This is a genomic window from Qipengyuania sp. MTN3-11 (genome assembly GCF_042851825.1).
GTDB lineage: Bacteria > Pseudomonadota > Alphaproteobacteria > Sphingomonadales > Sphingomonadaceae > Qipengyuania.
Map to the genome: position 1 here is coordinate 35,963 of NZ_BTGM01000003.1, position 12,120 is coordinate 48,082.

The window sequence follows — 12,120 nt, forward strand, 5'->3', positions numbered from 1 at the left end:
GTTGCCGAGGGGTCAAGTCACGCCCCCTGCAACGCCGAGGTCATACTGCGACGGGGGCCTTGATCGCCCCGTGCGGCGTGTAGCCATGGACTTCGAAATCCTCAATGCGATAGTCGAAGATCGTGGGCGGACGCCGCGTGATCTCAAGCCGCGGACGGCCCCGGGGTTCCCGCGAGAGCTGTTCCTCGATCAGATGGGCGTGGTTGAGATAGAGATGCGTGTCGCCCCCCATCCACACCAGCTCGCCCGGTTCGAGATCGACCTGCAGAGCAATCATGCGCTGGAGGAGGGCGGCCGACCACAGGTTGAAGGGCAGGCCCAGCGCGACGTCGCAACTGCGCTGGTAGAGCACGCAGTTGAGCCGGGCTTTCCGGCCCCCTTCCCCACCCGACACGTGATACTGATAGGTCTTGTGACACGGCGGCAGCGCCATCCGGTCCAGGTCGGCAACGTTCCAGCCTTCGATAATATGCCGCCGGCTTCCGGGATCCTTGCGCAACGATTCGACCAGCTGCGCGATCTGGTTGATCCCCTCGCCCTTCTCGTAGAGCCCGTCCTTGCGATAGCGGAAGGTCGGCCAGTCTACCCATTGCTTGCCGTAGACCGGGCCGAGATCGCCCCAGCGCCGCGCGAACGCCTCGTCATCGGCGATGCGCTGGACGAAGGTGTCGAGCGGGATGTCGTCGCCCGTCTCGCGGACGTAATTCGCATGCGGCCACTCGTTCCAGATCTTCACGCCCTGCAGCACCAGCGGGCGGATATTGGTCTCTCCGGTGAGGAACCACAGCAGCTCGCGCGTCGCGGTCTTCCAGTACACGCGCTTGGTGGTGATCAGCGGCATCGCGCCGTCCGCGAGATCGAAGCGCAGCATCGCCCCCATCACCGAACGCGTACCTATACCCGTGCGGTCGGTGCGCTCGCTACCCTCGCTCCAGATGCGGGCCACGAGGTCGAGATACTGCTGTTCGGGATGCGGACTCACCACGATTGCCTAGCGCGCCGAAAGCCCGCTTGCCACCCCGACCATGCGCTCCTATAGGCGCGCCCTGCCTCGAGCCCCGGTCCGCCGGGCGCCCGATCGGTCGGGGAGTAGCTCAGCCTGGTAGAGCACTGTCTTCGGGAGGCAGGGGCCGGAGGTTCGAATCCTCTCTCCCCGACCAATTTTCGTCGTTTCCGACAATAAGCCCCAGAATTCCGCCGTTTTCCTTTGACGACGAGCGTCCTCCATGGACATTCGCATCGAGGCCAGTCGGCAGTTCTCGGCTGCGGATCCAAGAGGAGTTCGCGGAGGCTGGTAAGGGTCGGCTCGCCGGTGCTCACAAGAACCTCACCATCGCATCGGACTGAGATCAAGAAGCGGTCTGACTCGTCGCGCGGCAGTCTTTCGCGTCCGGAAATCGACGCAGAGCTGGACCCTCTGCGCGCATATAGCCTCGGTCTATCGTTCTGCCCACTCCGGCGGCATCGCGATTGACAAGGTCCGAGGCTTCGACGCCAATGGATGCAAGCTTCGGGAGAGCACACCTTGGATCAGACTATCGAAGGCGACAGTCGGCAAAAATTCACGACCCAGCGTATCTTGCCGCTCTATCTTCTTCTTGGATTCTCAGCCGGTCTGCCTTTCTTCATGTTCAATGCGGTGCTGCTGCTGAGAATGGCGCGGCACGACATCGATATCGTCACCATCGGCTATTTCGCCTGGGTCGCGTTGCTGCCGACCTTCAAGTTCCTCTGGTCGCCGCTGCTCGATCGGTATTCGGTGCCCGGCTTTTCGCGGTTCTGGGGAAAGCGGCGCGGATGGATCATGCTGTCCCAGCTCGGCATCTTTTCAGCGATGGTGGGAATGGCCTTCACCAGCGACGACAGCGACCTGCCGCTCGTCGCGCTGTTCGCGATCCTGCTCGCGTTCTGGACGACGACACTGGAAGTGGCGGCGGATGGCTGGCGTATCGAGCTCGCCCCGACCCAGAAAGCCCAGGCGCCGATCGTGGCGGCCAATCTGTGGGGCTATCGCAGCGCGATGGTAGCGGCGGGCAGCGGCGCGGTGCTGATCGCCGCCCGCGCGGACTGGACTTTCGCCTATCTCGCGATCGCTTTCGCTGCTTTCGCGCCATTTCCGGTCCTCGCGCTGACCCGTCGCGAGCCCGGAACCGATGGTGCGCGCTCGAAAGCACTCGGTGCCGGCGTGGCGATCGCGGCGGTGATTCTCGCCGCAGCCTGTGCGATCGTCGCCATCGTCGGTTGGCTCGCTCTCGTGATGCTGGCGGGCGCGGGGATCGATTCCGATACGAACCTCACCCCTGCGGTGATCGTGATAGCGTTTTTGCCCTTCGCGCTCCTCGCAGCCGCGCTGCCGCGCATCAAGCGCCTGCCCAGCGATGCGCCCCTGCTCCGCTCGACGACCCTGGGCCCCTTCGTCGATATCTTCTGGCGTTATGGCTTCGCCACGCTCGTCGTGCTCGGCTTCGTCTCGCTCTACCGCGTCGGAGATGTGCTGGCGCTTACGCTGTCGCATCCGATGTGGGACGCACGCGGCTATTCGCTCGACCAGATCGGCATCGCCGATGGCGCGGTGGCTTTGCCCGCCAGCATGGCGGGTGTGGCGCTGGGCAGCTGGATGGCGGCGAGATGGCGCCTGTCCTGGGCACTCGCGGCAGGCGCGCTGGTCGCGGCCCTGGGCAATTGGGTCTATGTCTGGTTATGGTGGCGGCCGCCCGAAGGCTGGGTCCTCTACGCCAGCGTCGCCGTCGATCAATTCGGCAACGGGCTCGCAGGCGCGGTCTTCGTGGTGTATCTTTCGATGCTGGTGAACCCGCGCTTTCCTGCGGCGCAATACGCCTTCCTGTCCGGCTTCGCCTTCCTGCTCGCACGATTGCTGGCAGGCGCATCGGGCGAAATGCAACAGGTGATCGGCTATGACGGGTTCTTCGTCCTGACGGGCGCGGCGAGCGTCGCCGCCATCGTCTTCCTTCCCTTCCTCGCGCGCATTCGCTCGCGCGGGCCAAGCGCCGGACCGGTCGAGGCCGCATGATAGACATAGAACAAGCGTTCGCACCCGCCCGCACCATGGTCGAGCAAGGGCGCATGCCCTGCGCCGCCGTCGGTGTGATCGACGCCGATGGCGATAGCGCGGTCGCCTTCACCGGAAGTGCCGCTATCGTCCCTGAGCCGGAGCCGCTGACGCGCGACCACTGGTTCGATCTCGCTTCGGTTTCCAAGGTCATCGCCACCACAACCATCGTGCTGATCCTTGCCGAGCAGGGCCGCCTCGATCTCGATGCGCCGCTGGCAAGCGTCATTCCCGATCTGCGGCAATACGATATCGAACATGCGCCCGAGCGGCGGATCACCTTTCGGCAATGCCTCGCGCACCAGACCTTCCTGCCGGCCGTCTTCCCGATCTATACCTACGGCGACGATCCCCTGCGGGCGCGCGCCTTCGTCCTCCAGCGCGCCTGGGAACATGGGCCACCCGTCTATTCCGACATCAATTTCATCCTGCTGGGCATCGCGGTCGAGCGGATTACGGGCGCGCCCATGTCAGCCTGGTCGCTTGGCGAGGGACTGTCTTACGGACCGCCACCGGGGCCGGCGGTGTCCACCGAGTTCTGCACCTGGCGCGACCGCATCCTGAAGGGCGAGGTGCATGACGAGAACGCCGCGGCCCTGGGCGGCGCACCCGGCCATGCCGGCCTGTTCGGGACGGTGGACGGGGTCCTGGAATTCGCGCGTGCGCTGATGTCGGGCGAGGTGTTGTCGCCCGAATCGATGCGCCTCATCCGCACGTCTCATTTCCACCACCGCACGCATGGTTGGGAATTGCCCTATGGCGGCTGGTCGGGCGGAGAAGCCTGCTCGCGCACGACGATCGGCCATACCGGCTTTACCGGCACCGGCCTGTGGATCGATTTCGAGCGCAAGATGGCCTGGACCCTGCTGACCAATCGCGTCCACCCCACCCGCCATCGCGACCGCGCTATCTACGAACTGCGCCCGCAGGTGAGCGACGCGGTGATCGCGGCGTGGGACGCGGCGCACTGATGCGCGATCCGCGCCCGGCTATAACCTGCCGGCATGACGGGCCGAACGCGCGCTTGCCATCGCGCCGCGCCCCACCCTAGTCAGGCGGTCATGCGATTTCTCGTCCCGTTCTTCGCCGCGCTGACGCTCGCGCTCTCCGCCATGCCGGTTCTCGCGCAGGACGCCAAGGCCGCGCCGCTCTCGCTGGAGGAGAGCCAGCAGCAACTGGCCGCGAACCTGGCGGTGCCCTTCGCGTCCGGCCTCGTCGGGGCGAAGGATGTGCCGATCTTCGCCTGGGTCGAGAATGCGGCCGGAATACGCAACATCTGGATCGGCCGCCCGGACGCGGCGGCGCGGATGCGCACCCGGTTCACAGCGGATGACGGGATCGAGCTGTACGACCTCGCCCTCGATCCCGCGGGCACGCGCATCGCCTGGGTGCGCGGCGGCGATTCCGGCTTTTCGGACGGTCCGCTGCCCAACACCACCCCCCTGCCCGAAGCGCCTCAACAAACGCTCTTCCTGGCCGACGTCGCCGGAGACGGCACAGCGCAGGCGATCGGCCGGGGGCACAGCCCGCTCTTCTCGCCCGACGGATCGCGCATCGTGTTCGTGCGCGGCAGCGCGATCATGGTCTGGAGCGCGAACGACGGCGCGCGCGAAGTGGCCGATGTCGACGGGTCGATCGGCGACCTGGGCTGGTCGCCCGACGGCAACCGCCTCACCTTTCGCGAACTGCGATCGGGCCACAGCATCGTGGGCGTGCTCGACCTCGCCGAGGGATCGCTGCGCTATATCGGCGCGGCGCTCGGCTTCTCGAGCGCCCCGGCCCTGTCGCCAGACGGGCGCGAAGTCGCATGGATCCAGTTCCGCGAGCCGCCCCCGAAGTTCGAGGACAGCACAAGGTCCTTCTGGTCCGTACAGGTCGGCGATATCGCAAGCGGCGCCGTGCGCACCGTATGGACCGCGCCCGAGGGCGAAGGCGCGCAATATTACGGCACCCGCGCGCGCAACCTGTTCTGGACCGGTTCGGGCCACCTCCTCTTCCCCTACGAAGGCACGGGCTGGCTCCATATCCTCGCCGTACCCGCCGGAGGCGGCCCCGCGCGCGACCTGACGCCGAACGCGAACGAGGTCGAGAACTTCATCCCTACGCCTGACGGGCGCGGGATGGTCTATTCGGCCAATCCCGGCAATCTGGACAGCCGCACGCTGTGGCGCACGGACATCGCCAGCGGCGCGACCGAACGCCTGACGGGCGAGGACGTGTTCGCTTTCTTCCCGACGTTCGGCGGCGAGCGGCTGGCCGCGACGGTAACCACAGCGACCGCGCCGGCCCATCCGGTTCTGGTCGAGGACATGCAGCCGCTGGGCGCGGTGGCGCGCGTCGCCTACCCCACACCGCGATCAGTGACCTTCACCGCTTCGGACGGGGAGACGGTGTACGGCCAGTATTTCCGCGGTGCCGGCGCCGGACCGCGGCCCGCATTGATCTTCGCCCATGGCGGCCCGCGCCGGCAGATGCTGCCGGGTTTCATGCCGCTCTATTACTACCATAACACCTATATCCGGAATCAGGAGTTCGCCGCCGCCGGGTACGACGTGCTGTCGGTCAACTACCGCAGCGGCACCAACTACGGCCGCGCCTTTCGCGAGGCACCGGAAAAGGCCCGCGCCGGCGCGTCGGAATATCGCGACATCCTGGCAGGCGCGCGCTGGCTGGGCGAACAGCCAGGCGTCGATGATAACCGCATCGGCATCTGGGGCGGCAGCTGGGGTGGATACCTCGCCGCGCTGGCGCTGGCGCGTGACAGCGACATCTTCAAGGCGGGTGTAGACCTCCACGGCGTGCACGCCATGGTCCGCCCGGTCGCCGATACCTACTCGCCCGAGGAAATCCGCGAGATCCAGCAGTTGCAATGGGATTCCTCCCCCATGGGTTCGATCGAGGACTGGCGCTCGCCGGTCCTCCTCATCCATGGCGACGATGACCGCAATGTCGATTACCGCCAGTCGCTATTGCTCGCCCGCGAACTGACGGCGCGCGATGTCCCTTTCGAGGAATTGGCTTTGCCGAACGAGCGCCACGATTTCTTCCGCTATTCCAGTTGGCTTACCGCGCTCGAAGCGACCGGCGAATTTCTCCAGCGCAAACTTAAGCCCGCGCGATGATCCGCACATTTCTCGTCCTGCTCGTCGCGCTGGCAATCGGACTTTTCGGCCCGCCTGCAACGGCGCAGCAGGACGAATTTACGCTGATCCGCAACGCCCGTATCTTCGACGCGACCGGCAAACCTGTCTTTCGCGGCGATGTCCTGATCCGCGGCGAGACCATCGCCCAGATTGCGCGGCAGATCCGCCGCCCGCGCGGTGCACGCGTGGTCGATGCGAAGGGCCGGACGCTGATACCCGGCCTCCACGATCTCCACACCCATCTGCGCTCACCTGCTTATTCCGCGCCCGAGGACATGGCGAAGGCCTGGTCGGGCTATCTCGTCAACGGCATCACCACGGTGAACGATTATTCGCTGTCCGCCGAGATGCTCGAACCGATCCGCGCGATCACAAGCGGACCCGATGCGATCTGGGCGCCGCATCTCAATCTTGCCGTTCGGGCGGGTGTACCGGGCGGGCATGGCACCGAATATGGCTGGGGCGATTTCTTCACGATGAAGGCTGCGAGCCCGCGTGCCGCGCATCTCATCATGGATCGTGCCCTGCCCTATCGCCCCGACGTGGTCAAAGTGTTCGCCGATGGCTGGCGCTACAATCGTGGGCCCGATCTCAATTCCATGAACACCGGCACACTGGCCGCGATCGTTTCCGATGCCCACGCGCGCGGAACGCCGGTGGTGACGCACACCGTCACGCTGGAAGGCGCGAAGGTAGCCGCCGCTGCGGGCGTCGACGCGGTCGTCCACGGAATCGGCGATACCCTCGCGGACGAGGAACTGATCGACTTGATGCGCGAGAACGGCACGGCCTATGTTTCCACGCTGGTGGTCTACGAGCCGAGCGATGTACGCGCGGTCTCGAACCAGGAAGAAGGCGTCCTCTCTTCACCCGAACGCGCGCGCGAAGCGGCACGCGCGGCGCGCGGCAATCGCGTTGTCGAACCCCCTGTCTCCGCCCGGTGGGGTATCCTTCAGGCAAACCTGCGAGCGATGCACGACGCGGGTATTCCGATCGGTGTCGGAACCGATGCGGGGATCGGCGGCGTCTATCACGGCAGCTCCGCGATCCGAGAAATCCAGTGGCTGGTCGAGCTCGGCCTCACCCCGGCAGAAGCGCTGGTCGCGGCGACCCGCACCAGCGCGCAGATCATGGGCCAAGCGGAGCATCACGGCACGATCGAGGTCGGCAAACGCGCCGACCTGGCGCTGGTGGACGGGCGCCCGGACGAGGACATCGGCGACCTCTGGAACGTCGCGGGTGTGTGGAAGGCGGGGCGCGCAGTGCCGCTGGCCGAGCTGCGCGCCCACCGCGACGATCCGGCGATGACGCCGCTTCCGACAATTCGCATGGCTGGGCCGATCTTGACCGGCGCGCGCGCGGACGGGCGAACCGATCTCGACACGCTGCCGGTCGATTCCACCGATGCGGGCAGCGATCACAGCGATATCGCCTTCGTCCATCGGCATGGCCCGGGGGAAGACCATCCGATCTTCAGCCTGGCGACCTTCGGCGCCGGAGCGCAGCCCTTCGCGCAACTCGTCCTCCCCCTGACCAAGGGGGCAGTGTTGCCGGCGGATGCCAGCCAGTTCACCGGCGTGGCCTTCACTGCGCGCGGCGCCGGTTCCTATCGCCTGCGCCTCGAGAGCTACGGCTTGAACGGGAGCGAATGGTACCACAGTGATTTCGCCGCGGGTCCGGAAGAGCGGACGATCCGCCTGCCCTTCACGACCTTCGTCACGGCCGGTGAAGCGCAACTCGACCTCCAACGCCTGCGTGCGCTCCGCTTTGAATTGACCGGCGAACCCGGCGGGCGAGCCTGGCTGGAACTGGGCGATGTGCGGTTCTATTGAGCGCCTAGGCGCGCAACCGCTCGACCAGAGCTTCGAAAGGTTCACCCGTGGACAGGGCCTGCCGGGCCGCTGCGCGATCGAGCCCCAGCGCGATCAGAACCGCGGTGCGAATATCTCCTTCGGCCATCGCAAGGGCGTCCTTCGCGCGATCCGCATCGGCGCCCGCGACGCTTTCGATCATGGCGATGGCGCGGCCTTCCAGCTTGGCGTTGCTGATGCGCATGTTCACCATCAATCCGCGATAAACGAGGCCCAGCTTCAGCATGATCGCGGTGGAGAGCGCGTTGAGTGCCGCTTTCTGCGCGGTGCCAGCCCCCAGCCGGGTCGAGCCCGCGATTGCTTCCGGGCCGGTGGCGAGCAGGATCCCATGCTCCCCCGCCGCGGCCATCAACGGGCTGTCGGGATTGTTGGCGAAGGCGATGGCAAGAGCGCCGCGCTCGCGCGCCTCGCGCACCGCCCCGATGGTGAAGGGCGTGCGCCCGCTCGCCGCCAGGGCGATCAAGACGTCCGCTCGGCCCAAGCCCGCGTCGCTCACCGCCATGCGCCCGGCATGCTCGTCATCCTCCGCCCCTTCCACCGCCCGCATCATCGCATCGGGGCCACCGGCGAGGAAGAAGGCGAGCCGATCCTCCGGCCATCCGAAGGTGGGGGTCAGCTCCACCCCGTCCTGCACGCCGATCCGTCCCGAAGTGCCTGCTCCTGCATAAGCGATCCGCCCGCTCGAGCCCAATCGCCCCGCCGCAGCATTTGCCGCATCCGCGATCTGGGGACTGACCTGCGCAACGGCCGCGACGGCCCTCCCCTGCCCGGCAAGGATCGCGGCGATCGCGCGCTCCAGAGGCCAGCGATCGATTTCCTTCAGGTCGGGATCGATGCTCTCTGTGCTCATCCGCTCGGCGTATCGCGGGCCGGCGCACATTGCCAAGCTGTAACGTCGACGCTGCCCTATAGGATCGAGCTATGAGCGAAACGTCATCGCTCTCGTCCCGGATGTTTCTCGAAGCGGCACAGGCGCCGGAGCGGGTCGCGCTCCAGCGGGAACGCAATCGCGATGCGGTGCAAAAGGCGGCAAAGCGGATTCGCATGCTCGATCCCCCCTTTGCGATCACGATCGCACGGGGGTCTTCCGACCATGCGGCCGGTTTCGCGAAGCATTTGTTCGAGACGCGCCTGCGTATTCCAGTGCTCAGCCAACCCCCTTCGCTTGCGACGCTGTTCGATGCGACATCTCCGAAACTGAAAGGGACGCTGGCGATCGCGATCTCGCAATCCGGGCGCAGCCCCGATCTGATCGAGAGCGCCGCCGCGGCCAGCGCGGCGGGGGCGCTCGTGGTCGCGCTCGTCAACGACGAGACCTCGCCTCTGGCTCGGCAGGCCGATATCCTCCTGCCGCTGCATGCGGGCGAGGAGACGAGCGTGGCGGCGACCAAGAGCTACATCGCCTCGCTGGTCGCCATCGCCGATCTCGTTGCCGCCGTGCAGATCGACGATCGGTTGGAACGGGCGCTAAACGAGCTTGCACCGGTTTTGCAGCGAGCCTGGAACGCGGATTGGAGCGCCGCGCTGGAACCGCTGACCCAGATCGAGCGGCTGCTGGTTCTGGGGCGCGGCGCGACGCTGCCGATCGCGGCGGAGGCGGCGCTGAAATTCAAGGAGGTCGCGCGGATCCACGGCGAAGCGTTCAGCAGCGCGGAGGTCGCGCACGGGCCGATGGCGCTGGTACGCGAAGGCGAACCCATCTTCGCCTTCACACCGAGCGACGCGGCGCGCGAAGGCTTCGCCGATCGGCTCACCGCGCTGGCGGAGCGAGGCGCGACCATCATCGGCACCGGGTGCGAGGATTGCGCAATTCCCCTCCAATCCGCAAACTCGAGCGATCCGGCGGTGGACGCGATAGCGTCGATCCAGAGCTTCTACCGCTTCGTCGAATCGCTTGCCCGCAAGCGAAGGCTCGACCCCGACAGGCCCCCGCATCTTTCGAAGGTCACGCGTACGCGATGAATGCCATCGCTCTTTCGGGTGCTCGGGTCGTGACGCCGGACGGCATACGGGACGACGCGGTCCTGACGATCGAAGATGGATCGATCCGCGAGATCGCATCGGCGGGCACGCGTTCCGCCAATGCGATCGATTTGGAAGGCGGCTATCTCGTCCCTGGCTTCATCGACACGCAGGTCAATGGTGGGGGCGGTGTCCTGTTCAACGATGCGCCTACGGTCGAAACGATCGCCGCCATCGCCGATGCGCATCGCCGGTTCGGCACCACCGGCCTGCTACCGACATTGATCAGCGACGATCTCGATACGATGCGGCGCGCGATCGCGGCGGTGGATGCGGCGATCGAAGCGGATGTGCCCGGGATCCTGGGGATCCATATCGAAGGGCCTTTCATCCACTCCGAACGCCGAGGCATCCACGCCGAACACTTCGTGCGAGCGCCGACGGATGAAGAACTCGAACTGCTTTCTCGCAAGTCGAAGGCCGTCCGGCTGATCACGCTGGCCCCGGAAACGGTGCCCCCTGGCACCATCGCGCGCCTGCGCGAGGCGGGGCTGGTGGTCGCGGCAGGGCATTCCACCGCCGATTACGCCACGACGCGGCGCGCGCTGGGCGAAGGTCTGAACGGCTTCACGCACCTGTTCAACGCCATGACCCAGTTCGGATCGCGCGAACCCGGCATGGTCGGAGCGGCGCTGGACGACCGGACCAGCCGGTTCGGCATCATCGTCGACGGGCATCACGTCCACCCGGCCAGCCTGCGCGTCGCGCTCGCCGCGCGCGGGCTCGACGGGGCCATGCTGGTGACCGACGCGATGCCGCCTGCAGGAACCGACATGGCGCAGTTCGATCTTCAGGGGCGCACGATCCGCGTTGCGGACGGCGCGTTGCGCGGCACCGACGGCACGCTGGCGGGAAGCGCGCTGACTATGGATCTGGCGGTGCGCAAAGCGATCGAAATGCTCGGCCTGTCGCTTGCGGACGCATGCCGCCTCGCCAGTGCCAATCCGGCGGCCTTCCTCGAGATGGAAGATGCGCGCGGAACGATAGCGCCGGGAATGGCCGCCGATCTGGTCCATCTCGACGAGACGCTGCGTGTCCGCCGCGTCTGGATTGCCGGGCGACTGTTCGATTATTCCCGAGCGCGGTAGCCCGCCAGATACAGCGCCCCTTCGACCGGATCGCCTTCGGCCCGGACCAACCGCGCCACGGTGCGCGCCTTCAGCCAGGGCTGCATGCGCGGCGCGAGGCCGCCGGCCAGGGCACAGCGCGGGGCGCCGCGCTCGAAAATCGTCTCGATGAAGCGTTCGATATGCCGCGCCGCATCTTCGACGATCGAGCAGGCGATTTCGTCACCGGCTTCCGCGAAATCCATCACCAGCGGTGCGAAGCTGGCGTAATCCGCCGGGCGGGCCGCATCCATCCAGGCGACGGCGCGGGGGGTTTCGTGCCCGAAGCCCTTCGTCACCGCGCTGCTGAGCGGCGTGGGCTTGGTACGCCCGTCGAGGGCGCGCAGGGCATGCCGCATCGCGCTGAGCCCGAGCGCGGCGCCGCTGCCTTCGTCCGAGATCGGAAAACCGTAGCCCCCGATCGTGAAGCTGTTGCCTTCATGCAGGACATGGGCCGAACTGCCCGTGCCGATAACCAGGATCGCACCGTCGCGCCCGCCATGTGCCCCGAGATTGGCGATCATTCCGTCCGAGGCGAAGGTGCTGGCGGCATAGGGAAAGTCGATCGCCTCCAGCGCGGCGCGAGCGCCGGTCCGCGACAGACCTGCGATCCCCGCCCCCATCGCCACCTCCCCGATCTCGTTCGCCTCCAGCCCGGCTGCCGCGATCGCCTGCCGACCGGCTTCGTCCAGGACGGCCCGGACGCCATCGAGCCCCATGCGGGTATTGCCCGGCCCGGCATTTCCCGATCCGAGGACCGTTCCCCCACTGTCGATCAGCCGCGCGCGCGTGCGGGTGCCGCCGACATCGAACCCGAGATAATATCGCGCCATCGCCTGCCCTTCCATCCGCTACGGCTCTACCACCCCTTAGCGACATGCGCGCGAGGATACGCGCTCGGTCGCCGG

General features: G+C 66.8%; 9 protein-coding genes and 1 tRNA gene. 7 read left to right on the forward strand and 3 right to left on the reverse strand.

What is annotated here, in order from left to right:
* Positions 1–40: 40 nt before the first annotated feature.
* Positions 41–982: a thymidylate synthase gene (thyA, locus tag ACGHN1_RS11090; protein WP_390550965.1), complete on the reverse strand. Its 942-nt coding sequence runs from the start codon at positions 980–982 to the stop codon at positions 41–43.
* Positions 983–1,083: 101 nt separating this feature from the next.
* On the opposite strand from thyA, the gene ACGHN1_RS11095 reads away from it, so the two are divergent.
* The 5 genes from ACGHN1_RS11095 to ACGHN1_RS11115 all read left to right on the forward strand — a co-directional run bounded on the left by ACGHN1_RS11095 (position 1,084) and on the right by ACGHN1_RS11115 (position 8,045).
* A tRNA-Pro gene (locus ACGHN1_RS11095) sits at positions 1,084–1,160 on the forward strand.
* Between the two features lie 365 nt (positions 1,161–1,525).
* Entirely contained in the window at positions 1,526–3,031 is a 1,506-nt protein-coding gene (locus ACGHN1_RS11100) for a permease (RefSeq protein WP_390550966.1), read from the forward strand.
* Positions 3,028–4,041, forward strand: coding sequence for a serine hydrolase domain-containing protein (locus ACGHN1_RS11105; RefSeq protein ID WP_390550967.1), 1,014 nt, complete (start codon positions 3,028–3,030; stop codon positions 4,039–4,041). Before ACGHN1_RS11100 ends, ACGHN1_RS11105 begins: the two co-directional genes overlap by 4 nt.
* Before the next feature lie 90 nt (positions 4,042–4,131).
* On the forward strand, positions 4,132–6,192 hold the full coding sequence (locus ACGHN1_RS11110) for a S9 family peptidase (protein WP_390550968.1): 2,061 nt from the start codon (positions 4,132–4,134) through the stop codon (positions 6,190–6,192).
* Positions 6,189–8,045 (forward strand): amidohydrolase family protein, encoded by a 1,857-nt coding sequence (locus ACGHN1_RS11115; protein ID WP_390550969.1) that lies wholly within the window; start codon positions 6,189–6,191, stop codon positions 8,043–8,045. The genes ACGHN1_RS11110 and ACGHN1_RS11115 overlap by 4 nt, the downstream gene beginning before the upstream one ends.
* Positions 8,046–8,049: 4 nt before the next feature.
* Here the strand turns inward: ACGHN1_RS11115 and ACGHN1_RS11120 are convergent, their stop codons facing one another.
* Positions 8,050–8,934: an N-acetylmuramic acid 6-phosphate etherase gene (locus ACGHN1_RS11120; protein ID WP_390550970.1), complete on the reverse strand. Its 885-nt coding sequence runs from the start codon at positions 8,932–8,934 to the stop codon at positions 8,050–8,052.
* Positions 8,935–9,005: 71 nt separating this feature from the next.
* Here ACGHN1_RS11120 and ACGHN1_RS11125 point away from each other — a divergent pair, with 71 nt between their 5' ends.
* Positions 9,006–10,046, forward strand: coding sequence for an SIS domain-containing protein (locus tag ACGHN1_RS11125; protein WP_390550971.1), 1,041 nt, complete (start codon positions 9,006–9,008; stop codon positions 10,044–10,046).
* Positions 10,043–11,194, forward strand: coding sequence for an N-acetylglucosamine-6-phosphate deacetylase (nagA, locus tag ACGHN1_RS11130; RefSeq protein WP_390550972.1), 1,152 nt, complete (start codon positions 10,043–10,045; stop codon positions 11,192–11,194). Before ACGHN1_RS11125 ends, nagA begins: the two co-directional genes overlap by 4 nt.
* Here nagA and ACGHN1_RS11135 read toward each other — a convergent pair.
* Entirely contained in the window at positions 11,176–12,045 is an 870-nt protein-coding gene (locus ACGHN1_RS11135) for a BadF/BadG/BcrA/BcrD ATPase family protein (RefSeq protein ID WP_390550973.1), read from the reverse strand. The two genes, nagA and ACGHN1_RS11135, sit on opposite strands and share 19 nt — an antisense overlap.
* Positions 12,046–12,120 lie beyond the last annotated feature (75 nt).